This is a genomic window from Peribacillus acanthi (assembly GCF_003073175.1).
Classification (GTDB): Bacteria; Bacillota; Bacilli; order Bacillales; family DSM-1321; genus Bacillus_BN; species Bacillus_BN acanthi.
The window spans coordinates 51,345-76,358 of record NZ_QBBX01000011.1 but is presented as its reverse complement, the minus strand read 5'-3'; the positions used below and the strand labels follow the sequence as shown (position 1 = coordinate 76,358).

Annotated in this window: 25 protein-coding genes; 3 read left to right on the top strand and 22 right to left on the bottom strand. The window is 36.8% G+C overall.

The features are described 5' to 3' along the window. Positions 1–90: 90 nt before the first annotated feature. On the top strand, positions 91–702 hold the full coding sequence (gene recU, locus DBX25_RS12615) for a Holliday junction resolvase RecU (RefSeq protein ID WP_108671162.1): 612 nt from the start codon (positions 91–93) through the stop codon (positions 700–702). Positions 703–744: 42 nt separating this feature from the next. Beyond that, positions 745–3,375: a penicillin-binding protein 1A gene (locus DBX25_RS12610; RefSeq protein ID WP_108671161.1), complete on the top strand. Its 2,631-nt coding sequence runs from the start codon at positions 745–747 to the stop codon at positions 3,373–3,375. A gap of 25 nt (positions 3,376–3,400) precedes the next feature. On the opposite strand, the gene DBX25_RS12605 is transcribed toward DBX25_RS12610, so the two are convergent. The 18 genes from DBX25_RS12605 to DBX25_RS12520 all read right to left on the bottom strand — a co-directional run bounded on the left by DBX25_RS12605 (position 3,401) and on the right by DBX25_RS12520 (position 20,656). Further along, positions 3,401–3,940, bottom strand: a complete 540-nt coding sequence (locus DBX25_RS12605) for a YpoC family protein (RefSeq protein ID WP_108671160.1) — start codon at positions 3,938–3,940, stop codon at positions 3,401–3,403. Beyond that, positions 3,921–4,592: an endonuclease III gene (gene nth, locus DBX25_RS12600; protein ID WP_108671159.1), complete on the bottom strand. Its 672-nt coding sequence runs from the start codon at positions 4,590–4,592 to the stop codon at positions 3,921–3,923. The genes DBX25_RS12605 and nth overlap by 20 nt, the downstream gene beginning before the upstream one ends. Positions 4,593–4,606: 14 nt before the next feature. Further along, the gene (locus DBX25_RS12595; RefSeq protein WP_108671158.1) at positions 4,607–5,296 is read right to left on the bottom strand and encodes a DnaD domain-containing protein; all 690 of its coding nucleotides are present in this window, start codon (positions 5,294–5,296) and stop codon (positions 4,607–4,609) included. Between the two features lie 224 nt (positions 5,297–5,520). Continuing rightward, the gene (asnS, locus tag DBX25_RS12590) at positions 5,521–6,813 is read right to left on the bottom strand and encodes an asparagine--tRNA ligase (RefSeq protein ID WP_108671157.1); all 1,293 of its coding nucleotides are present in this window, start codon (positions 6,811–6,813) and stop codon (positions 5,521–5,523) included. A gap of 457 nt (positions 6,814–7,270) precedes the next feature. After that, positions 7,271–8,461, bottom strand: coding sequence for a pyridoxal phosphate-dependent aminotransferase (locus DBX25_RS12585; RefSeq protein WP_108671156.1), 1,191 nt, complete (start codon positions 8,459–8,461; stop codon positions 7,271–7,273). Between the two features lie 18 nt (positions 8,462–8,479). Then, positions 8,480–8,956 (bottom strand): cell wall elongation regulator TseB-like domain-containing protein, encoded by a 477-nt coding sequence (locus tag DBX25_RS12580; protein ID WP_108671155.1) that lies wholly within the window; start codon positions 8,954–8,956, stop codon positions 8,480–8,482. Positions 8,957–8,970: 14 nt separating this feature from the next. Continuing rightward, entirely contained in the window at positions 8,971–9,141 is a 171-nt protein-coding gene (locus DBX25_RS12575; RefSeq protein WP_108671154.1) for a YpmA family protein, read from the bottom strand. A gap of 405 nt (positions 9,142–9,546) precedes the next feature. Then, the gene (gene dinG, locus DBX25_RS12570; protein WP_108671153.1) at positions 9,547–12,336 is read right to left on the bottom strand and encodes an ATP-dependent DNA helicase DinG; all 2,790 of its coding nucleotides are present in this window, start codon (positions 12,334–12,336) and stop codon (positions 9,547–9,549) included. Between the two features lie 353 nt (positions 12,337–12,689). Next, a complete protein-coding gene (panD, locus tag DBX25_RS12565; RefSeq protein WP_108671152.1) occupies positions 12,690–13,076 on the bottom strand; it encodes an aspartate 1-decarboxylase in 387 nt (128 codons plus the stop codon). Between the two features lie 73 nt (positions 13,077–13,149). Beyond that, positions 13,150–13,995, bottom strand: coding sequence for a pantoate--beta-alanine ligase (gene panC, locus DBX25_RS12560; protein WP_108671151.1), 846 nt, complete (start codon positions 13,993–13,995; stop codon positions 13,150–13,152). After that, positions 13,995–14,828 carry a 3-methyl-2-oxobutanoate hydroxymethyltransferase gene (gene panB, locus DBX25_RS12555; RefSeq protein WP_108671150.1) on the bottom strand — a complete coding sequence of 278 codons (834 nt, stop codon included), beginning with the start codon at positions 14,826–14,828 and terminating at the stop codon, positions 13,995–13,997. Before panB ends, panC begins: the two co-directional genes overlap by 1 nt. A 248-nt stretch (positions 14,829–15,076) precedes the next feature. Continuing rightward, positions 15,077–16,057, bottom strand: a complete 981-nt coding sequence (locus tag DBX25_RS12550) for a biotin--[acetyl-CoA-carboxylase] ligase (protein WP_108671149.1) — start codon at positions 16,055–16,057, stop codon at positions 15,077–15,079. Then, the gene (locus DBX25_RS12545; RefSeq protein WP_240620297.1) at positions 16,042–17,232 is read right to left on the bottom strand and encodes a CCA tRNA nucleotidyltransferase; all 1,191 of its coding nucleotides are present in this window, start codon (positions 17,230–17,232) and stop codon (positions 16,042–16,044) included. The genes DBX25_RS12550 and DBX25_RS12545 overlap by 16 nt, the downstream gene beginning before the upstream one ends. Before the next feature lie 20 nt (positions 17,233–17,252). Continuing rightward, complete coding sequence (gene bshA / locus DBX25_RS12540) at positions 17,253–18,380, bottom strand: N-acetyl-alpha-D-glucosaminyl L-malate synthase BshA (RefSeq protein ID WP_108671147.1); 1,128 nt, start codon at positions 18,378–18,380, stop codon at positions 17,253–17,255. After that, positions 18,380–19,093, bottom strand: a complete 714-nt coding sequence (bshB1, locus tag DBX25_RS12535) for a bacillithiol biosynthesis deacetylase BshB1 (RefSeq protein WP_108671146.1) — start codon at positions 19,091–19,093, stop codon at positions 18,380–18,382. The genes bshA and bshB1 overlap by 1 nt, the downstream gene beginning before the upstream one ends. After that, on the bottom strand, positions 19,090–19,503 hold the full coding sequence (mgsA, locus tag DBX25_RS12530) for a methylglyoxal synthase (RefSeq protein WP_108671145.1): 414 nt from the start codon (positions 19,501–19,503) through the stop codon (positions 19,090–19,092). Before mgsA ends, bshB1 begins: the two co-directional genes overlap by 4 nt. Positions 19,504–19,515: 12 nt before the next feature. After that, positions 19,516–20,316, bottom strand: a complete 801-nt coding sequence (dapB, locus tag DBX25_RS12525) for a 4-hydroxy-tetrahydrodipicolinate reductase (RefSeq protein ID WP_108671144.1) — start codon at positions 20,314–20,316, stop codon at positions 19,516–19,518. Further along, on the bottom strand, positions 20,303–20,656 hold the full coding sequence (locus DBX25_RS12520; RefSeq protein ID WP_108671143.1) for a nucleotide pyrophosphohydrolase: 354 nt from the start codon (positions 20,654–20,656) through the stop codon (positions 20,303–20,305). Before DBX25_RS12520 ends, dapB begins: the two co-directional genes overlap by 14 nt. Positions 20,657–20,911: 255 nt before the next feature. On the opposite strand from DBX25_RS12520, the gene DBX25_RS12515 reads away from it, so the two are divergent. Continuing rightward, complete coding sequence (locus DBX25_RS12515; RefSeq protein ID WP_108671142.1) at positions 20,912–21,784, top strand: YitT family protein; 873 nt, start codon at positions 20,912–20,914, stop codon at positions 21,782–21,784. A 288-nt stretch (positions 21,785–22,072) separates the two neighbouring features. On the opposite strand, the gene DBX25_RS12510 is transcribed toward DBX25_RS12515, so the two are convergent. The 4 genes from DBX25_RS12510 to DBX25_RS12495 all read right to left on the bottom strand — a co-directional run. Continuing rightward, a complete protein-coding gene (locus DBX25_RS12510) occupies positions 22,073–22,747 on the bottom strand; it encodes a zinc metallopeptidase (protein ID WP_108671141.1) in 675 nt (224 codons plus the stop codon). A gap of 55 nt (positions 22,748–22,802) precedes the next feature. Continuing rightward, entirely contained in the window at positions 22,803–23,594 is a 792-nt protein-coding gene (gene ypjB / locus DBX25_RS12505) for a sporulation protein YpjB (protein ID WP_108671140.1), read from the bottom strand. 84 nt (positions 23,595–23,678) lie between these two features. Further along, the gene (gene lhaT / locus DBX25_RS12500) at positions 23,679–24,269 is read right to left on the bottom strand and encodes a lipoprotein heptaprenylglyceryl N-acetyltransferase LhaT (RefSeq protein WP_108671139.1); all 591 of its coding nucleotides are present in this window, start codon (positions 24,267–24,269) and stop codon (positions 23,679–23,681) included. A 100-nt stretch (positions 24,270–24,369) separates the two neighbouring features. Beyond that, on the bottom strand, positions 24,370–25,014 hold a 645-nt coding region (locus DBX25_RS12495; RefSeq protein ID WP_240620291.1), incomplete at its 5' end, for a menaquinol-cytochrome c reductase cytochrome b/c subunit.

Below are 25,014 nucleotides of genomic sequence, written 5' to 3'. Positions count from 1 at the left end.
TTCTATTAGGATTCATTGATATGTAATGTTTTATTCTACATTTCCTTTTCTTTTCTGTTATCATAGATGAGTGGTCAAGGAGGGAATCAATTGGCTATACACTATCCGAATGGTAAGAAGTTTATTGCAAAACCATCCACTTCAAACCGTGATGCACCTTCGTTAAAAAAACCAAGTTATTCTAATCGCGGAATGACATTGGAAGAAGATATTAACGTAAGTAACGACTTTTACCTGGCAAACGGGATTGCAGTGATTCATAAGAAGCCGACACCTATACAAATTGTAGATGTTCATTATCCCAAACGGAGTGCTGCTGTCATTAAGGAAGCTTATTTCAAACAGGCATCCACTACAGATTACAATGGTGTCTATAAAGGGAAATATATAGACTTCGAAGCAAAAGAGACACAAAATCGTACTTCATTTCCTTTAAAGAATTTTCATGAGCATCAAATCAATCATATGGAGCAAGTCCTAAAACAAGATGGTATTTCATTTATTATTCTATGTTTTTCCGAAGATGCAGAAATATACCTCATGAAAGCAACCGATTTAATCCATTTTTGGAATCGGATGAAGTCTGGTGGGAGAAAATCAATAACAAAGGAAGAAATTATCGACACATGCATTCCGATTTCGATTGGATTTCAACCTAGAATTCATTATCTTGCCGCGGTCGATCAATTGATGATGGACTAAGGATAAGATTATCGTGCAATAAGAAAGGTAGGTAACCTTTAAATGTCTGAACAATATAAAACAAGAGAAGAAAAACGCAAACAGGCACAAGGTAAAAAAGGAAAGAAAAAACAGCAAACAGGACTTATTAAAAAGATTTTTTTAAGCTTAATTGCTTTAGCTATTGTTGGAATGGTAATAGGAGTTGGTACATTTGCCTTTTTCATTAGCGATGCTCCTAAAGTGAATGAAGCTGCCTTAAAAGATCCTTTATCAACTAAGGTTTTAGACAGAAACGATAAAGTAGTTTTTGAGCTAGGAAAAGAAAATCGCGAATACGTACCTTTTAATGAAATTCCCAAAACGGTGGAAGAAGCATTCCTAGCTACTGAAGACGTTCGTTTCTACGAACATCATGGGGTAGATATATTACGTTTAGGAAGTGCTGTGATTGCCAACGTGACTCAAGGTTTTGGATCACAAGGTGCAAGTACTATCACTCAACAATTAGTAAAACGTTCATACTTAACACCAGAAAAAACACTAAAAAGGAAAGCACAAGAGCTTTGGTTATCTTTCCAAATCGAGCAAAAATATACAAAAGAAGAAATATTCGAAATGTATGTAAATAAGATTTACTTTGGAGAAGGTGCATATGGGGTCGCTACAGCCTCTAAAATGTACTTCGGTAAAGAGTTAAATGAACTTACGCTTGATGAAGCTGCATTATTGGCTGGGCTACCACAAAGTCCAAACAATTACAGCCCTTTTGATAACCCAGAACGTGGTAAAAAGCGTCGTGATATCGTATTAATGCTTATGAATAAGCATGGGTTTATCAGTAAGGAAGAAATGGAGAAAGCGCAGAGCACAAAAATTGACACTGCTCTAATAAAAGAAGAAAAACGAGAAAAAGATACTGCACCATACGATGCTTTTATTGATCAAATCATTGATGAAGTGGAAGACATCGGAAAAGATTTAAATATTTTTACAGATGGTCTAGAAATTCATACTACTCTTGATACAAATGCACAAGAGTATGTATATAAAATGCTGAATTCTGATGAAATCATCAACTATCCTAGTGAAGAATTCCAAGCAGGATTAACTGTTTTAGATACTAAAACAGGTGAAATTCTTGCTATCGGTGGTGGACGAAATCAAAAGGTTAAACGTGGTTTCAACTTTGCTACAGACCTTAAAAGACAGCCAGGTTCAACCATTAAACCGATTTTAGATTATGGTCCTGCTGTTGAATATTTGAAATGGTCCACCTATGAACAAATTATCGACGAACCTTATACGTATTCAGATGGAACAAAGATTAATAACTATAATAAAAAACACATCGGTCAAGTATCTGCTCGTGATGCTTTGGCTAAGTCATTGAATATTCCTGCATTGAAGGCTATGCATGCAGTGGGTAAAGATAAAGCAAGAAATTTTGGTGTTAAATTGGGTCTTCCTCTAAAAGAAGATATGTATGAGTCCAATGCCATCGGTGGTGGAGACTTAATCTCCCCTATGCAGCTTGCAGGTGCATACAGTGCTTTTGGTAATAATGGTATATATACTAAGCCACATGCAGTCCGAAAAATTGTCTTTAAAGATAAAAACACCGAGATTACTACAAAACCTAAGCAAGAAGTTGTTATGAAGGACTATACTGCGTTCATGGTCACGGATATGTTAAAGTCAGTTGTAAAATACGGTACCGGACGCGCTGCAAATGTTTCAGGTCTGCCACTTGCAGGAAAGACTGGGACAACAAACTATTCTGCTGATGAGAAGGAAAAGTGGGATATTCCAAGCGGAGCTGCAAAAGATGCATGGTTTGCAGGCTACACTACAAACTTCACGATAGCAGTATGGAATGGGTACTCCGATCAAAAAGAATATTTGGGGAACGATTCGCAACAGCTTGCTAAAAAAATGTTTAAGAATGTTATGGGTCACCTATCTCAAGACGTTAAAACGAAGGATTTCAAAAAGCCTTCCTCTGTAAAAAAAGTGAGCGTTGAAAAAGGAAGCAACCCTCCAAGACTTCCAAGCGAATTCACTCCAAAGGATATGATTGTGACGGAGTATTTTGTAAAAGGAACAGAACCAACTAAGGTATCAGAAACCTTTGATAAATTGGATGCTCCTCAGGATTTAAAAGCTTCCTATCAAGAAGCTACTAATGAAATCATGTTGGAATGGAAGTATCCACAAGAAACTGGAGATGAGGATGAAACAAACCTCACAAAACCTACTTTCGAAGTTAAATACAGTCTTGATGAAGGACCTGAAAAAGTACTTTCATTAACTGAGGATATGGCATTAAGACTGTTAAGTCCAGTGGGTGGTGGAACTTATACGTTTAAGGTCACTGCAATCGTAGGAGACCAAAAGAGTGATCCAGCAACTACGACAATAACTATACCTGATCCAATGACAGAAGCTGAGGATCAATGGGATGAAGGACAACAAGATGGAGATGTTGGTGAAGGTGATGATGGTGAGGGAGCTACCGATGGCTTCCCTGGAACACTTCCTGGCACAACCCCTCCTGGTAATGGTAATGGTAATGGAAGCGGTGGAAATAATGGCCAGGATGGTAACGACGATGAAGGTGATGATGATGTCAGTGTCATACCAAATGGCTCATCAGACAGTAATGCTTCCATATCAAGTACAGATGAAAGCTAATAGAAAAAACGTCTAAGCATTATGCTTAGACGTTTTTTCGTTTATTAAGAATTATACTTTTATGATAAATTTTGGTTAGTTCGTCCATTAATTCTGATAGTTGTATAAATGAGTGAAACAATTTTGGTCTTGAAAGTATGAAGTTCATTCTTTCACTAAAATTTATCGGTTTATAAGTAAAGGATTCAGCCATTGCTTGCCAATTCTTTAAACTTACAGGTTGTTTGTTCGTCCAAAATAATATGGAAAAACAACATGCAATCCCCTTCTTCATTAATGGGAGAAGCAATTCAAAGTCACGCTTTTGAAATGAAGCATGTAAGCTCTTATAATAGGATTGCCATTGTTCTAATAATAGTTCTATTGAGGATGCCGACTCCCATGGTTTAAATGCTTCTACAACCCTCATGGAATGATACAATTCATAAAGAAAGCTTGTAGGATCATAGTTTACATCCATTTCTTCTAATTCAAAGATATTCAAATGTAATTCTGATTTTTCGCCCCAGAAAAAAGGATGGAATAGTTCGTGTTCATCCGTTATCTTAACGATTAGCTGCTCCATGATCCACCTTGCCTTTTAATCTTTTTTTACCTTCTCGGCATAAATCAAGTAAAGGACAAGTTTCACATTGAGGATTTTGGGCCTTACAGTGGTATCGTCCAAAAAATATCATTCTGTGGTGGCTTACAGACCATTCTTCCATCGGAATTTTTTTCATCAATGTTTTTTCGACTTCTAATACACTATCTTTCCAGCGACAAAAACCTAATCGTTTCGACACCCTCTCAACATGAGTATCGACCGCTATTGCTGGCACACCGAATGCGACAGAAACAACCACGTTGGCTGTTTTCCGACCTACTCCAGGCAATTTAGTCAGTTCATCACGATCTTTTGGAACTTGTCCTCCATATTCATGCTTGACCAATTGACATAGCTTTTGGATGTTTTTCGCCTTATTTCTATATAACCCAATTGAACGGATATCATTTTGCAATTCTTCTAACGTTACAGCTAAATAGTCTTCAGGTGTTTTGTATTTTTCAAAAAGATTTTTGGTCACCTTATTTACTAATGCATCTGTACATTGTGCAGATAAAGCCACTGCGATAACTAATTCAAATGGATTGGAATGATTTAATTCACAATGAGCCTCTGGAAACATTTCAGCCATACTATCCAAGCATATTCGAACTTGAGATTTATTTAGCATCGTACTTCTCCACCTTATTTTTCGAGCCAGTTATAAAAAGGAACGTGCTGGATTTGCTCTTCTTTCTTCTCTCTTTTTTGATACGTTCTAAATTTTTGAGAATACTCTACAGCTTGTTCTTCAGTCTTAATTCCATTTCTCTTCCACTCGAACAAGATTCTATCTATATATCTGAAATTTAATTTACCTGATATTACAGCTTCTCTTAATGCGGCTTTTATAACACTATGATTTTCATGCTCATCCATCCACATACTTAAACTCTCACATTCAAATGGAGACAATGCTCTACCAAACTCTTTTTCAAATATTGTATATAGACTTTCTTCCGATTGTAATCTCGTCACATTTTTTAATTTATTTCGCTCTAGTAAGAAAAACTGCATCATTTTTTCTTGTAAAGGCATTAATGAGTATTTTTCTCCTAAAATAGACGTGTCTGACATTTCCTCAAGAATTTCAACAAAACCTTGTTGGACCAGCCTTCTTAATATATTTAAACAATCGAAAGGAGAAACCGACATACGTTCGGCAATTTCATCTGGAGTGGGAAAATCATTCCCTTGATCGTGGAAAAATTGTAAGTGTAATAATAGAAGCATCTCCTTTTCATTTAAACCCATTTTCGAATAATGAGTCAAAAGAAAAGAAGGAATTGTAAAATTACCTTCTTTGTTCCAAGCTAATAAATCTTCATAGGACATTAACAGACACCTCTTTCATTCTAGTATATCATGAAATGATGAGGGATAAAGTAGTTGACAAAAACTTACATGAGTTGGCATTAACATTGCTATCTAATAATTCAACCTCATGGTATAAAAGCTTCCCGCTCCGTTAAATTTAAATATTAGAAGGAAAAAAGAGCTGTTACTTTTCAGCTCTTTTTCCATTTGGCTCAACAGCCTATTTTTATATTCTTACCTCATTATGGGTATAGACGGTTTAATAAACGTGGGAACGGAATAGTTTCACGAACATGTTCTACTCCACTAATCCATGCAACAGTTCTTTCTAACCCTAAACCGAAGCCTGAGTGAGGAACTGAACCGTATTGGCGTAATTGTAAATACCACTTATAAGCGTCCATACCTAAGTTGTGCTTTTCTAGGTTTTCTTTTAGTAATTCTGCATCATGGATACGTTCTGACCCACCAATGATTTCTCCATATCCTTCTGGAGCGATCATATCTGCACAAAGAACCACATCATCACGGTCTGGTGCAGGCTGCATGTAGAATGGCTTCAACGTTTTTGGATAGTGAGTGATGAACACTGGTTTATCGTAAGCCTCTGCGATAGCCGTTTCATGTGGAGCACCGAAGTCATCTCCCCATTCAATGTCATCAAATCCTTTTTCTTTTAAGAACTTAATGGCATCATCATAAGAAATACGAGGGAACGGCGCCTTAATATTTTCTAACTTGGACACATCTCGACCTAGAGTATTTAGTTCAAGCTTACAATTATTCAATACGGATTGCACAATGTAAGAAACATATTGTTCTTGAACGACTAAATTGTCTTCGAATTGATAAAATGCCATTTCTGGTTCAATCATCCAGAATTCAATCAAGTGGCGACGTGTTTTAGATTTTTCTGCACGGAATGTTGGTCCGAAGGAAAATACCTTTCCTAACGCCATAGCTGCTGCTTCCATGTATAATTGTCCGCTTTGTGATAAATAAGCATCTTCATCGAAGTATTTCGTTGCAAATAATTCCGTTGTCCCTTCAGGAGCACTTCCTGTCAAGATAGGTGGGTCAACCTTTACAAAACCTTCTTTATTAAAGAACTCATAAGTTGCACGAATTACTTCGTTACGAATTTTCATTACAGCATGCTGACGCTTAGAACGAAGCCATAAATGACGGTGGTCCATCAAGAATTCTGTGCCGTGTTCTTTAGGAGTGATTGGATAATCCACTGATTCATGAATTACTTCAACATTCGTGACTTGCAGTTCATATCCGAACGGAGAACGCTCGTCTGCACGAACTGTACCTGTTACATAAACAGAAGATTCTTGTGTGACAGATTTCGATACTACAAAAACATCTTCTGGTACTTCAGCCTTAACGACTACACCTTGAATGAAGCCTGTTCCATCACGAAGCTGTAAAAATGCGATTTTACCGCTTGAACGTTTATTTGCAATCCAGCAGCCAATTGTGACTTGCTGATCGATAAATTTATGTACTTGAGAAATTGTTGTTTTCAATGCTACGTTCCCTCCAAAAAATAAACCATATCAATTACTATAATCTTTACTATTATACATTCACCTTTAAATACAAGCAATGAGTATAAAAATGGGTGACTCTATACTTAGTATCTGACCCCACAAATTTAATAAAAAAAATATTAAAAATTAAAACGGATATTCTTCAGGCTCATTTCGAAGAGAATGTTGTATTTAGACAATAACGTTTGACCGTTGATTTTGCGCTCCTGGCACTTGCTTTCCGCGGGGAGGGTGAGAGCCTCCTCGGCGTAAACGCCTGTGGGGTCTCCCACTTCCCTCTACTTCCCGCAGGAGTCAAGTGCCCTCCGCTACAATCAACTCAAATTGTTAAAGGTAAATTACAGACAACGCAACAAATTTTAAGAAAAATAACCATTTTTTATTTTGTAGTAGGCAGAATCTATGAGTCACCCTCAGTTAGATAAACCTTACATTATTTAGAAACTGATTTCGTCTCAACAAAGTGATGGATTCGTTCCACTGCTTTTTCTAATGCATCCAGTGATGTTGCATATGAAAGACGAATATTATCTGCCGAACCAAAACCTGACCCAGGAATAACCGCAACCATCGCTTCCTCAAGCAATGCAGTCGAAAAATCATCAACGTTATCAAACCCTGTCATTTGGGCTGCATCCTTAGCGTTCGGAAATAGATAAAATGCACCCTGTGGTTTTAAACAAGTAATACCAGGGATGGCTACTAATTTGTCATAGATAATATTTAATCTTTCTTCAAATGCTATTCTCATTTCTTCAACTGCGTCTTGTGGCCCTTCGTAAGCAGCAATTGCTCCGTATTGTGCAGTCGTAGTTGGGTTTGAAGTACTATGGCTCGCGAGATTTGTCATAGCATCAATGATTTCTTGGTTCCCAACAGCATAACCAATTCTCCAACCAGTCATGGAATGAGATTTTGAAACTCCATTAATGATAATGGTACGTACCTTTAAATCCTCAGAAAGCTGAGCAATTGAAACGTGTTTATTTTCGCCATAAATTAGTTTTTCATAAATCTCGTCAGAAACAATTAATAAGTCATGCTTGATGCAGACCTCGCCAATTTCAGCTAATTCTGATTCTGTATATAGCATCCCAGTTGGATTACTTGGAGAGTTGATGATAATAGCTTTTGTACGATTTGTTACAGATTCTTCAATCTGTTGAGGAGTAATCTTAAATTGATTCTCTTCTTTTCCCTCAATATAAACCGGGATTCCTTCAGCCAACTTTACTTGCTCTGGATAACTTACCCAATATGGAATAGGAACAAGTACTTCATCACCTTCATCGAGAATAGCTTGGAAAAGAGTATAAAGTGAATGCTTTGCACCAGATCCAATAGTTACTTGAGAGGGTTTATAGTCTAAACCCTGGTCTCTTTTCAGTTTATTGACAATCGCTTGTTTTAATTGCGGCAATCCAGCTGAAGGAGTATATTTCGTCTGTCCTTCAACCATAGATTTAAAAGCAGCGTCAATAATATGCTGAGGAGTATTGAAATCTGGCTCCCCTGCCCCTAAACCAATCACATCAAATCCTTGTGACTTTAATTCTTTTGCTTTAGCTGTAATGGCTAAAGTAGAAGATGGTGTCAATGCAGCCACTCTTTTTGAAAGTTTCATGAAATGATCCCCCTAATCCTATATGCTTCGATAAAATTTTAACCATTCTCCAGTACGGAAATCAAAGTAATAATAATTAAAACGGCCCTTATTATCCTTAAAGGTTACTTCCCAAAGCGGTGTATCCTTTTCCATTCCAGGCTTTATCGCAATGATTTCATATGGATTTAATTCTTTATTAACTATTCTTACGATATCTTCCTTTGATTTGCCATAGGAATTAAAACGAATGGTTATTTCTTTTTTCTTATCTTCAGGGATCCAGACGGTTTTTTCCTTACCGTTTTTATCGATTCCCTGTACCACATAGTATGTTTCCATGCCGTTATAGAGATGGAATTGTTTTATCTCGACAAGCTCTCCGTCTTTTTTAGCAATTGATACGGCATGTTCATAACGTTCTTTTTTAACATTTATGCCTTGGATATAACTGTTCAATATTAACGCGCCTATCAAAAATACAGCTATTCCTATAAAAACCAACCATTTTTTCACTTTATTCACACTTTCTATGTACGGTAAATCGTAAAAATCGCTTTTTCTTTATCTTCTTGATCTAATGCAAGTCCAAACATTAAATCCCGATCCTTCAAGGTACGATTTAACGCATCGACAACCTTATATAAATCAGGGGTATTTTGAATCTTCACTGTTGAAATTACTTCAATTTTGCTTTCCATATTGACCTCCTGAGGCAGAAGAATTTGTTAATCATAGACAGCCTATGTACGACTCATACTATTTGTACAATGATTCTTTCTCACATCATTATAACAGGTTGAAAAGCGTTAGGATAATGTTTACCCAAATTTTCAACCTAGTAAGTAGCTTTTGGTATACCACTAATTAATAGTTCTAATTCACACACACTGTTGGCAGCTCTAGAGCTGCTTTTTTTTGTTAAACTCTGTTTAATTTACCTGTTGATTTTCATTCCAGATGCTTGCTTTTTCGGTGGGTGTTCGCCGAGCATGTAGCGCTAATCCCCCAGGAGTAAACGTCTTCCACTCCACTTCAATCAAAAAATAGCGGGACTTTAACATAGTTTTTATTAGAGACATTATATAATTTAGTACTGTGGATCATTAACAGAGCCATTCATTGATAATTTCTACCATCTCATCCTTATTTACTTCTTGCAGATTGATTTTTGGAATGGATTTAATAAAGGATTTACCGTATTCAGTTGTAATGATTCTCCTATCTAATACAATTAACAGTCCTTTATCTCTTTCGGTTCTTATAAGTCTTCCAAAACCTTGCTTGAATCTAAGGATTGCTTCAGGTAAGGAATAAGATGAAAATGCATTTTTCCCTGCATCTTTAATGTCATTACAGCGAGCTTCTGTGATCGGTTCAGTAGGCGATGAAAATGGCAATCTAACCATCATAACACACGATAATTTCTCACCAGGTATATCCACACCTTCCCAAAAGCTAGCCGTACCTAATAACACCGCCCGATCCATACTTTGAAAATTACGGATAATTCTTGTCCGGCTTCCACCTGTGATACCTTGTGCAAAAATATTAAAGTCCGAGAGTTTCGGATCATTTTTCATTTCGACGTATGCTTTTCGCAACATGTCATAGGAATTGAACAATACTAAAGTCCTTCCTTTTGAAGCAATGGTCGCAATGGAAATATGCTCTACTGTCTGGTTTATATACTCGTCATTTGAAACAGAATTTATATCTGAAATCTCAACAGGGATTAATAACTTGACTTTATCGTGATAGGCAAACGGTGATGGGTAAATCGCTGTTTGCAAAGGGATATCGGATAAACCAAGCTGATTTTTGATAAATTGGAAAGAACCGCCTGTCGTTAATGTAGACGAAGTTAAAATATTACATTTTTGATTTGAGAAAAATCGTTGCCATAGGTTTTTTCCACCATAAATAGGTTGAGAAAAGAAGCTGACTCCATGATGCGGACTATTTTTATTAAATTCAACCCATATGATGTAATCCTTGTCAGATTCTTTTGCAAAATGAATGAAACGATTCGATAGTTCCGTAAAATATTGTATCAATAAGTTGACTTCACTTATGTAATACATATTATTTTTACTTAAATCATGTTCATTATCGCAGATTAAATGGATAATTTTCCTCATTTCATGAACTAGTTTTTGGATGGAAGAAGATAGTCTTTCTGCAGCATTAATAAAAGATTCCCTTGTTCTATCTGACTCCCATAAACTTCTTAAAAGTATAGTTTCTTTCGTGAAACCCTTTCCTGCTAGTCTTTGACGAGCTCGATTGGAAACCATAAAAAATAACTCGTCCATCTCAAATTGAATATCTTGTACGAAGGAATCACTACTAGATGACACAGATAAATGGAGGGACTTCGTAATTTCTATACCTTTATAAAAAAGTTGACGTTGATCGATAGTTCCCCATTTATTTAGCATCATTTTCATGTAATCATAATCAATATTCTCGCCTAAAAATCTAGACGCAGCGTTTTCTAGTTGATGGGCTTCATCAATAATCATGATTCCATCTTTGATTACAGAGTCGTCTTTTGAAAGAATATCTGCCATTAAAAAGGCATGATTGGTAAATATCAAATCAGAGACTTGAGCTTTACGTTTCGCCCTAGCATAAAAGTCTACAGGCTGCCAAGGAGCTTCAAATGCAGGAATCATATAGTCATCGTTTTGTAATTTTTCCCAAAATAATTCTCCACCACTTGAAAAATTCAATTCATCCTTGTCTCCGGTTTCCGTATTCGTCAACCATACAAGAATCTGTAATTTTGCCAAAGCGGTGTCATAGTGATTATCTTTGCTTTTTAGGGCTCGCTCAAATTTCGGCAAACTTAGGTAGTTGTTTTTTCCTTTAAGAATTGTTGACCTTATAGCGAAAGGTAGCATGGCTTCCAATTTCGGAAGTTCTACTGACCATAGCTGACCTTGTAGTTGAAGGGTGTTTGTACTAATTATAACAGGCTGATGATGTTTTCTAGAATAGAATGCAGCAGGTATAAGATATCCTAATGTTTTTCCAAGACCCGTACCTGCTTCAATTAGTGCAGATTTCTTTTCGTCCATGCACTTGTAGACCAAATCCATCATTGTTAATTGATTCTGTCTTTCCTCCGCATCAAGAAAGCCTTTCTTGAAGTATTCCATTTTTTGATTATGTTTAAATGGATAGTCTGGAATACTTCCTCCCTCTAACTCATTTTCCTTACAGTCTTTAAGAGCAATGCCCCTAAAGACAACGACATCATCCGTATGCAAAATATGATGAGTCATTCTTTCTTTAACAATAGTTGAAAGTAGCTCCGATATTTCACTTTTCAATGAGTAGGATAATCGCAACATATGTTTTAAGGTAACTAAAGGTAGAACCTTTAGGTCATCGTATAATTTTATAAACAGTTGTGCCGTCACTAATGCATCGCTATCGGCTTGATGCGGTCTATCATGATTCAAACCTTCTTTTTCAGCCAATGAAGAAAGTTTATAGCTATCAGCAGTTGGCCTCATTATACGCGCAAGTTCAACAGTATCAATAGTAGAACCATAGAACCCTTCAAAACCACATCTAGTTAGCTCGTCCTGTAGAAACGAAAGGTCAAATAAAACATTATGTGCAACAAAACAAGAATCCTGTAACAAACTAATGATTTTCGGGGCGACTTCCTCGAAGGTCGGAGAATCAATAACCATGGAATCGTTAATTCCAGTTAGCTCCTCTATAAAAATAGATATCGGTCTCCCCGGATTGATATATGTAGAGAATTGATCCGTGATTATTCCATCTTCAATAACAACTCCAGCAAACTGGATGATTCGGTCTCCTTTTTTAGGGGAATTTCCGGTTGTTTCAAGATCAACAACCACATATCGCTGGGCCATTTTTACACCTCAAAATTCAAAATACTACATCCATTCTATAGTATTTTCAAAAATAAATAAAATTTATTAGAAAAGCGGAAGCGCCCGTTTAGCGCACGACAGGACTGGAGCACTCCGACTGAGATAAAGGAAACACGAAGAACGTTAGTGATTCGATGTTGACTTATCTTAGGGAGGTGGGCGAAGTACACTAGTCGCTGGGCGCTGGCCGACAAAAACGCCACGTCCTATGGCGATGTCGGCACTAGCACGTCCTGTGCGTCGGAGCTAGACACTGCTCTAACTTTAAAAGTTATACTTTTTGTTGTTTAAAAAACATAAACCTTGCCCATATTAATGGACAAGGTTTATGTTTAAACTAGAACTGTTGCTTCTGGCTCATAATCAATCATTTGAGTAATATTATTATTTTCATCCATGATTGCAACTTTTGGCTTATGTTGTTTTACTTTTTCTTCTGCGATCATTGTGTAGGAAATGATAATGACAACATCATCTGGTTGAACTAAACGAGCTGCTGCGCCATTTAAGCACACCACTCCACTACCTCTTTCCCCAGCAATAATATAAGTTTCAAAACGTGCTCCATTATTATTATTGACGATGCTAACCTTTTCGTTAGGCAACATATCGACCGCATCCAAAATATCTTGATCAATCGTAATGCTTCCTACATAGTTCAAATTAGCTTCTGTAACTCGTGCTCGATGAATTTTTCCGTTCATCATCGTTCTAAACATGTTGTTCCCCCCTGTGTGTCTGTACAGCCTAAACACTTCAATCCTTATCAGTGTTATAGCTTAAATTTAAAACTTATATCTCGAAAATGATATTATCAATCAACCTAGCTTTTGAGAATTTAACAGCTAGAGCGATAATGATTTTACCAGATAATTGCTCTACTGTTTTTAATTGCGGATACGAATATACCTCTACATAATCAATGATTCCATTAGTCGTTTCCTTAATATGACTTTCAATTAAACTAACAACTGATGAGGAATTGGTAACTCCTTCTTCAATGGATTCTTTAGCTAAAAGAAGACTTTGGTAAAGTTGAGGAGCTTGTTTACGTTCTTCTTCTAATAAATACACATTTCTAGAACTTTTTGCAAGACCATCTTCTTCACGTACTGTCGTAACTGGTACAATTTTTACTGGAAAATTAAAATCTTCTACCATACCTTGAACAATTGCCACTTGTTGAGCATCTTTCAAGCCAAAGAAGGCTTCGTCAGGCAGAACGATATTAAAAAGCTTTGTTAATACTGTCGCTACACCATCAAAATGACCAGGTCTTTTTCTACCACATAAAGCATCAGTACGATTCGTTACCTTGACACTTACAGTCAATTCCTCACCATACATCTCCTGTACAGTTGGATAAAATATAACATCGACTCCCATCTCCGAAGCAATGGTTTCATCCCGTTTCAAGTCTCGGGGATAGGTGTCAAAATCCTCATTGGGCCCAAATTGTAAAGGATTAACAAATATACTTAAAGCTACAATATCATGTCTCTTCCTAGCCTCTTGCAATAGGCTTTTATGACCTTCATGCAAATATCCCATCGTTGGCACAAATCCAATTGATTTTCCCTCAGATTTGTATTTTTGCATGGTCTTTTGCATGTCTGATGCATTCGTAATAATATTCATTATTTTCCTCCATATAGAGATGAAAGATCTTCATCTTTCATCGTAAAAGAATGCTTTTCTTCAGGGAAGGAAAGATCTTTTACGTCCTTAACATAAGCAGAAAGTGCATTGTATATTTCATCATTACTATTTCCATAGATTTTGACAAACTTTGGAACTCGGTCTACACCAAATTTGATGACATCATGGAAAACTAGAACTTGACCATCCGTACCTATACCAGCTCCTATGCCAATTGTTGGAATGTGCAGTTCTTGAGAAATAATGGATGCCACTTGGTAAGGAACACATTCTAGAACAAGAGCAATTGCACCAGCTTCCTGACATTTTTTAGCATCTTCAATTAGTTTCTTCGCATCATCGACACTTTTCCCTTGTACCTTATACCCACCAAGAACACCAACAGACTGAGGAGTCAAACCTAAATGGGCAACTACTGGTATACCAGCTTTTGTCATGGCAGCTATCTTATATAGTACCTCATCCGCACCTTCCACCTTGACAGCATCGGCACCACTTTCTTGGATAATCCTTGCAGCATTTCGCAAGGTTTCATCAATGGATAAATGATAGCTCATGAAAGGCATATCAGTGACAATAAATGTATTCTGAGCACCTCGTTTTACAGCTTTTGTATGGTGGACCATATCCTCAACCGTTACTGGTATGGTTGATTCATAGCCTAATACCACCATGCCCAATGAATCACCAACCAAAATCATGTCTACACCAGCAGATTCAGCAAGCTTTGCAGAAGGATAATCATATGCGGTAAGCATTACAATCTTTTCTCTTTGTTCTTTCATTTTAAAAAAGTGACTGGCAAGCTTCATCTTTTTTCCTCCTTTTTTACGAGGAGACGAAACGTTTGATGGCGAAAAAAAACCCCTCTTTTGCAGAAGGATCCCGTCGTTGTTAAAAAAGTTTCATCCCTCTGTCCCCGTCCATACATGGATCTAGGCAGAATCTATTTTTAGTTAGTATTTATCAGGTGCAGTTCAAATGATACTGCCCATAAACATTATAACAAATTAAATAAAAAGAGAGCTAATATTATTTGTAAGTAAATAGAAATCAATTTTTATGCAAGGTGTATATCTGCGGAATAAATGGAATGAGTAGTCCCCTCATCATCCTGTAATAATAGTACACCTTCATCCGTAATACCGATCGCTTTCCCTTTAAGGACTTGATTTATAGTAGTCGCAGTGATTTCCGTTCCAATACTGATTGCATAACTTTCCCATAGAAGTTTGATAGGGATAAATCCTTTACTTAAATACAACTCATAAAGAGTTTCGAGCTTTGCCAAGAGGGTTTGAACTATTTTCGCCCTTGAATACTCACTGCCTGTTTCTATATTTAAGGAAGAGGCTTTTTCCTGTAACTCTTCTGGGAAATCCTCTCTTTTTTGGTTCACATTTATGCCTATACCCAATATAATGGAGTTAATTTTATCGCTTTCAGCTTGCATCTCAGTAAGTATACCAGTGATTTTTTTTCCGTTCACTAGGATATCATTGGGCCACTTAATCATCGGTGATAAATCCGTAACCTCTTCGATCGCTTGTACCACTGCAACTGCTGCAAGTAGAGTTAACTGTGGAGCGCGGTGTATTGGGATATTTGGTTTTAAAATTGTGCTCATCCATATTCCAGTATACTTCGGTGAGTGCCAATTCCTTGCCATTCTTCCTTTACCTTGTACCTGTTCCTCAGCAATAACGATAGTTCCTTCTCCTGCCCCTTCATTCGCAAGTGTATGAGCAACTTTTTGGGTTGAATCGATGGTCTCAAAGTACGAAATGACTTTTCCCATCTTTTTTGTATTCAATCCCATCCTAATTTCACTTTCACTGACTTTTCCTGGAGTGCTAAGAATCCGGTAACCTTTTTTCCTTACTGCCTCTACTTCATAGCCGTCCTTTTTTAATTCTTCAATATGTTTCCAGACAGCCGTTCTCGAACAACCAAGATAATCAGCAACTTGTTGTCCCGATACGAAACCACTATCTTGTTTTGAAAATGCATCGAGCAGCTTATTTCTTATTTCTGATTGCATGATTCCCACCACCTTTTTATTGAAGCTGGAGAATTATCTATTTCCCCTTGCAAAATTGCATCTATGATTCTGTCCAACTCTTCTTTGATCCATATGCCTCTACTACGACCAGTCCATTCCATTAAATCATTTCCACTTACCATCAGGTCTTTCATTTTTTTAATAGGAAGATCATCCCACATCTTACTTATCTTTATTTGTGCCGATTGAATAGGGAAGTTGGACAGAATGGCCCGAATAGCCTCAACTTGGATTGCTATATCAATACCTGTACCTAGAAGGATTTTATTGGACCAGTCTGTTTTTTGCTTTAAATGTGAATGAATTTCTACAATGGTTTTGATTTTTTTGGTTGGAAGCTTCCATTGGATTAAGGTTTCTTCCGGCTGTTCAGTTTGAATTAGATAGAGTATGAGCGCCCATTTAGAGTGTAAAGATAAAAGCGCTTTGTGTTCAAGTCGAACATATGTATTAAGAGCATCCTCTTTATCTTTCAATCCAGGCAAATATTGATGAATACCTGCCTTAATTAACATTCTTAATCCTTCATCAGCAAAGTCACTTTCCAGTAGTTTCTCAAATTCCACAGTTTTCCGCTCAATTGAGATATTGGCTAATAATGACACATTTTTCTTCATTGATGAAAGGGAATCTCGATCCAAAGTAAATCCTAGTGTACCCACAAAGCGTACTGCCCTCATCATGCGCAAGGCATCTTCTTTGAACCTTTCATCCGCTAATCCAACGGTTCTTAATATTTTCTTTTCTATATCATGTTGACCACCGAATGGATCATGGATTGATCCTAACCTATCCATTGCCATAGCATTAACTGTGAAATCTCGTCTTTGTAAGTCTTTTGAAATGGACGTAACAAAATCAACTGCATCCGGACGTCTGAAATCACTATACCCTGTTTCTGTCCTAAATGTTGTAACTTCATATGAATCATCTTTCCATAGTACAAGGACCGTTCCATGCATAATGCCAACGTCGATTGTTTTTGTAAATATTTCTTTAACTTGTTCAGGTGTTGCAGAAGTAGCAATATCCACATCATGAATCGGTCTGCCTAATATTGAATCACGCACCGACCCTCCAACGAAATAGGCTTCAAACCCTGCATCCTCGATTGTTTTTAGGATTGGGAGTGCCTTAATAAATAGTGGATCCATCAAAATGGTTGTACCACCCTTCAGTCTTTAAGTAATTCAAAGTATATAGATTCATATTGCTCAGTAATAATATCAGATTTAAATCTTGTTCTAACATCCTCAATGGCAGCATTTGAAAATTCTCTATGTGTGCTTTCATCATTTAATAAGCTAATCGCTTTTTCAGCAACCGATTGATAGTCGCCAAGTTCACACAAAAATCCAGTCTTTCCTTCTTGTATTACTTCTGGGATTCCACCAATTTTGGTGCCTATACAAGGTACACCACATGCCATTGCCTCAAGTAACACTAGTCCAAAGCTCTCTTTTTCAGACAGGAGGAGCATCAGGTCGCTAATAGAATAGAGTTCCTCTAAATTATCCTGCTTCCCAAGAAACAATACTCGTTTTTCAAGCCCTAATTCTTTAACTAATTTGCATACAACCGTAATTTCTGGACCATCTCCGACGAGAAGAAGCTTACTTTTGATATTTTTTTCAATCAATGAAAATGCATTAACCACATCTTGAACGCGTTTTACAGCTCTGAAATTGGACACATGGATAATAATTTTTTCATCTGGTTTGATTCCAAACTCATTTCTCAAGCGAGAGGATTCACGTTTTTTATAGACTCGTTCATCTATAAAATTATAAACCGTATGTATATCTTTATCTGGATTTAATAGTTCTTTAGTTTGTTGAACAAGTGAATTAGAAACTGCAGTCACAACATCGGATTTTTCAATACCAAATTTAATTAATTCAGATAGAGATGGGTCGTATCCCAATACTGTGATATCTGTTCCATGTAACGTCGTAATGATTTTCAAATCGTTATTCAACATTTGCTTTGCTAAAATCGCACATACTGCATGTGGGATAGCATAATGAACATGAAGAATGTCCAATTTCTCTCTTTTTGCTACATCTGCCATTTTACTTGCAAGCGCTAAATCATAAGGTGGATATTGAAATACAGAATATTGATTGACTTCAACTTGATGATAGAAGATATTTGGATACATCTTTTTTAGACGAAAAGGCATGCTTGTTGATATAAAATGAATCTCATGCCCCCTTTCAGCAAGTAGCTTACCAAGTTCGGTAGCCACTACCCCTGAGCCCCCTACTGTTGGATAACATGTAATTCCTATTTTTAGCTTCATTACGTATCTCCTAATAAATCATTTGAGAGAAGGATTGGAGTCTTTGTCATAAAACCTTCTGCATACTGTACTCCTACTTCTTTTCCGTATAAACGTTCCCTCGCTTCAACGGATTCTATATATCCATTTACCAATGGGGTATCTATTGTATTTGCCGACTTTACAAACTGACTTTCATAGGCCTTCAGCGCGTCAAGCTTTTTGGGCATTTCACTCGAAATATCTACCAGGAAATCAGGTTTGTGAAATCCATTAATCATGTAATAATACATTCTGACTGATTTATGCCCAGACAAATCACGATCATAATCAAATTTTTGTATTCCAGCAGAAAAATAAGCTTCTTCAACCAATTTAGCACAATTACCATGATCCGGATGACGATCAATCAAATAAGGGGCGAAAACTAACTTTGGCTTATATGTTCTTATTACACGAACGATTTTCTTTACAGACTCTTCATTCATATATAGTCCTCGGTCAGGCAATCCTAAAGTTAATCGCTCAGAAATCCCCAATATTTCACCAGCTTTTTTCGCTTCTTCTTTTCTAATCTTGACTGTTCCATTCGATGAAAGTTCTGCATCAGTCAAATCACATATAACAATTTTTTTCCCCATACTAGAGTATTTAGCGATTGTTCCACCCATCCCAATTTCGACATCATCTGCATGCGCGCCGAAACAAAGAATATCTATGCTAGCTAAGTTCATTTACTTCCACCTTTATTCCTAACATTATTTCTCCAATTGAAGTCTCCTCTTTTCAGACCGTGAATCAACACTTCTGCTGTGCCCATATTGGTTGCTAAAGGAACAGCATATACATCACATAACCTGATAAGAGCTGTCACATCTGGTTCATGAGGCTGAGCTGTAAGAGGATCTCGAAAGAAAATGACTAAATCCATCTTATTATTCGCTACATACGCACCAATCTCCTGGTCACCACCAAAAGGACCAGATTGAAAGCGATGAATATCCAGTCCTGTGGCTTCATTTAACTTTAATCCAGTTGTACCAGTTGCAAATAATGTGTGTTTTTCAAAAGTTCCCTTATATGCAGTTACAAAGGTAATCAAATCTTCTTTTTTTCGATCGTGGGCGATTAAAGCAATATTCATTTCTACGACCCCCTATTCAAGAATATTTTCTAAACCATATACAAGAACATCCAACTTCATGACCTGTTCAACTGAAAGTTTAACTCCTGACATGAAAGAGGCTCGATTAAATGAATCATGACGAATGGATAATGTTTGGCCGTCTGCTCCGAACATCACTTGTTGATGTGCGATTAATCCAGGTAATCTTACACTATGAATTCTCATGCCATCAATATTCGCCCCTCTAGCTCCCATATGAGTTTCTTTCTCATTTGGATGCCCTTGCTCTTTTGAAGGTCTTACTTTCGATATCATATCTGCAGTTTTTATGGCTGTACCAGATGGAGCGTCTAATTTTTGATCATGATGTAATTCTATGATTTCAACATCATCAAAATATTTTGCTGCCATTTGGGAAAACTTCATCATCAAGATAGCCCCTACTGCAAAATTCGGTGCGATAATACATCCAAGTCCAGATTTTTCACAAAGCTGCTCAAGCTCTAGGAGGTCTTCATTCGAGAATCCTGTTGTTCCCACCACCGGTCTTACACCGTGATTAAGGGCTAAACGAGTATGGAACATGCCCGTTTCAGGTGATGTTAAATCAATTAGCACGTCGGGTTTAGTTTCCACTAAACAATTTTCCATTTCTACATATATTGGAGCAGATATTCCAGTAAATCCTTCAAGTTCATTTAAATTGCTATGTTCTTTTTTTCGATCTATAACTCCTACTAATTCAAAACTATTTGTTTCGTGTACCATTTTTACTGCTTCCTGCCCCATCCTACCTCTAGGACCAGCAATGACTATTCTAATTTTCTCCATCTTGATTTCCTCCTTCAATTCTAGTCCATCTATCTTTATCACGTTCATTAAATTTTTTCATCACTGCATCATGTGCATCCTGTAAGTCTATTCCTAATGAATTTGCAAAGCAAATCAGTACGAAAAGCAAATCTCCCATCTCTTCTTTGATTTCTTTTGCGTTTTCACTTTCTTTTTTAGGCTTTTCTCCATAATGGTGATTAATTTCCCTTGCCAATTCCCCAATTTCTTCTGTCATTCTGGCAAGCATGGACAAGGGACTAAAATATCCCTCTTTAAATTGACTTATGTATTCATCCACTTCAGCTTGAAGCTGCTGCATCGTTTTTTGATCTGACATAGTACCACTCTTTCTATAAATGGATATTACGATTCCAACACTCTTTCATGTTAGCTAAAACTCCTAATATTGACAAACATTTTTACTCTACAACAATAATTGAACGCAAAGGGATGAAATCTGATGCCGAACTGAAAAATATACAAGAAACAGGGTTGCTGGTAACTCAATTCTTCCATTATAATTATGAGCATTGAGCTTATCGGTTAAACCGCCAAAGCTTTTTTCTACTAATATAGAAAGTGGAGGCTATATATGTTTTCGGGACTTAAGGTTAAGAATATTGTGTTTATTTTATTCGGTGCAATGATATTTGCTTTTGGTTTAGTACATTTCAACATGCAGAATCATTTGGCTGAAGGTGGTTTCACCGGAATAACTTTGATTTTGTATCAATTATTCTCCATCAACCCTTCCTATACTAACTTGATATTGAATATCCCTTTGTTCTTGATTGGTTGGAAATTCCTTGGGAGAGTTTCATTTATCTATACCATTATAGGGACAGTTGGTTTATCCGTTTGGTTATGGATTTTTGAAAGATATCAAATCATTATTGACTTGGATGATGATTTGATGCTTGTCGCATTATTCGCCGGTGGATTTATCGGTGTAGGATTGGGTATCATTTTCCGTTATGGAGGCACTACAGGTGGAGTTGATATTATTGCACGATTAGCACATCGATACATCGGATGGAGTATGGGTCGTACAATGTTCTTATTTGATGCAATTGTCATTGTTGCTTCATTACTGACTTACCTAAAATATAAAGAAGGAATGTATACTTTAATTGCCGTATTTATCGGAGCACGAGTCATAGACTTCATGCAAGAAGGTGCTTATTCCGCAAGAGGCGCAATGATAATTAGTGACAAAAATGATGAAATTGCTGCAAAAATCATGAAGGATTTAGAACGAGGAGTAACTGTACTCAAAGGGTATGGATCATTCACTAAAAATGAACGAGAAGTTCTATATTGTGTGGTCGGGAAAAATGAAATAGTCCGTTTAAAAAATTCCATCACTTCCGTTGACCCACATGCTTTTGTATCTGTAAGTATCGTCCATGATGTGCTTGGAGAAGGGTTTACCTTGGATGAAAATAAGAATCCGATTGAACGATAAGTAAAAGCACACCTTTTGACAGGTGTGCTTTTTCTATAGGATTCAGAGATAGATATGTCGAAAAATCGGTATTTCTTGATTTTCGAAAGTATTATAGGCTTTTTCGAAAGTACTTTGAGCCTTTTCGAAAGTATTTTCACATGATTGGATTGTAGTTTTTGAATTTCGAATGTAAATTGCGTAAAGCATGTTTGCCTAGTATGAAAAGCAGCACAATAGCAATAATGGTTCAAATAAAAAAGCCGATTCAGGTCAGCAAGGACTCCGAATCGACTTTTAGCTATGATTTTATTCTTCTCTTGTCATGCCTGTGTAAATTAGGATTAGACGAGCTAATTCAAGCACAGCAACTGCTGCTGCAGCTACATAAGTCATTGCTGCTGCATTTAGGACCTTCTTCGTTTCTCTCTCTTCATCATTACGAATGATGCCTAGGGAAACAACTTGATCCATTGCACGATTTGAGGCATTAAACTCTACAGGAAGTGTAACAATTTGGAATACGACTGCTGCAGCCATCATGATGATTCCTAATAAAATCATCCCTGATAGTGATGCAAAAATTCCAATTAGGATAAAAATCCATGCAAAATTGGATCCAATACTAGCTACCGGCACAAGAGCATGTCTAAAGCGAAGGAAAGCATAGTCTTGTTGGTCTTGAATTGCATGCCCTACCTCATGGGCAGATACTGCAGTAGCGGCCAAGGAATGCCCATGGTAGTTATCAGAAGAAAGGCGAACTGTTTTAGAACGTGGATCATAATGATCGCTCAAGAATCCTCTTACTTCTTCAACGTGAACATGATACAAACCATTGTCATCTAATATTCTACGAGCGACTTCAGCACCGGTCATTCCAGTGGAAGATGCAACCTTTGAATACTTTTTGTATGAACCTCTTACCATTAGTTGTGCAATGATGGGCACGAGGATGATGATACCGAAATAAATTAAAAACATTGTTGCCTCCTGAACATGTATTTACTCTAATAGTAAAAAAAATCAGAAAGGATTGTCAATGATTTAGCTCTTTATCTGATTTTTTTTCTTCCTTATCACCTTTGTATTTTCTCCAACCTACATAAGATAATGTCAAAATAATAATACTTCCTGTGGAAATGATTACCCACCAAAGAGATGGATCTGTTTCATCTTCAGTCATTTCGTCAAAAATCGATTCCAAATCTTTTTCTAACGCATCCAGTTCTTTTTGACTTGTTGTGTCAGAAAATACTTGAGGTCTGTATTGATCGATAAAGCTCATTCTAGCATCTAGTTTTTGAATTTTTTCAGGTGCTAAGTCTACTTTTAAGCTTGGATAAATTAAATCATATTGATTAAGCAATCGATTTATATAACTATGGAAACCATCAGAATCCTTGTTCTTCATGGCAATTTTGGTCTGATTGAAGGTACTCATAATTTGCCCTTCCATTTCAGTCCATAAAGGCTGATGGTTAGAATATACTGCATCTGTTACCAACCTAAGCTTCGTTACAGCATTCACCTTTTTTTCATAGGAAATAGTTTCATCCTGGACCGTAACTAAAGCTTCATTATGAGCAACGGTAATGATACGCAATTCATCCATACTAAAAAACTTTGCTTCCACTGTCATGCTCAAAAACTGAGTCGAGAAATATTCTAATAATTTTTCAGATTCATCATATCTTTTTACTTTGACCATTTGTAATGCTTCATCTGAAATTTCATCCAATTTTTTCAAGTCAGGAGAGGATTGAGCCAATACTGTTGAAATAGGAGCTAAAACCAGTGCTAAAACGAATAATAGGATTCTAATAACCATAATACTTGTCCCTCCTCATAGTTCTATTAAAACTTATGATTGAGAGGAAAAGTATAGACCTGTTATTTAGTAGATTTTCACGAATTAATAAAAAATATTTTTTCTATTTACTTTAAATGCAGCAAGGTAACATAAAGCTATAGATAGAATGCTCAACCAAAATGTGAAATAGCCAATACCACTCATGTAATAAGCAAGATCTCCATACCATGGCATTTGCCCGAAGACATAATCAATCATCTCATTATGCAATGTGAAAATGGCTGCTACAACGATATGCCATGCTTTTATTCGATAAAAAGGAGCATATAGTAAACCTTGGAAAGCCATAGCTAAATGAGATGCAATTAACATATATCCGGTCCAATGCAAGCTTCCTGCCTCTATTAAAGTAAACAAATTCATGACGACAGCCCATATACCATATTTAAATAATGATATGACAGCAAGTGCCTCAAAAAGCCCCCAGTTCTTCCTTAGTGTAAACCCAATTAGAGCAATTACAAAAAAAAGGCATGCGGTAGGACTATCGGGAACAAACGGAATGAAGATAGTGGCTGTTGTTTCCAATTGAGATTTATACCAGTAATACCCATATAAAGTTCCTAGAACATTTATTCCTAACAGTAGTCTTATCATATGTATATTACCGAGATACTGATATATCCAATTCATACAATTCCCTCACTTTTTTCTTTACTAAGTTTAACTATAAAGTAAGGCTGATAGAAAAAAAAGAAAAAGCCGACGGAAACCGTCAGCTTTTACAAAAATCTTATTCAAGACCAGAAATGAACTCAGAAAGAGCTTTCAATTCTTCATCAGTACCTTTGAACATTCCAGCTGGCATTCCGCCTTGACCTTCTTTAGCGATCTTTGCAACCTCTTCAGGAGGTAAGCCTGTGCCAACAAGTGATGGAGCAGCAGCTCCACCAGTCAATTCAGCTCCATGGCAGTTGATACAGCCTTGAGCTTCATACGCTTTGTATCCAGGGTCTTCTTTATCGAATTCAGCGCCTTTAACAATTTGTCCTTGAGCTTTAGCTGCTTCCCAGTCATGGTGAGCAACAGATTCCCAAGTTAAGAAAATTGTAGCTGCTAATGCCAATAACATCATTCCAACAGCGATTGGACGCTTAGATGGACGACGGTGTGGTCCCTTATCGATGAATGGAGCTAATAGTAATGCACCAAATGCAAGACCAGGCATAACCAATGCACCAATTGTATTATATGGACCAGAAGCATAAGTATATTTCAGTAATTGGTATAAGAATAAGAAATACCAGTCAGGTAATGGAATATACCCAGTATCAGTAGGGTCAGCGATTCTCTCAAGTGGAGACGGGTGAGCTACTGTCAAACATAAATAACCTACAAGGAAAACAGCACCAACCATCCATTCCTTTAATAGGAAGTT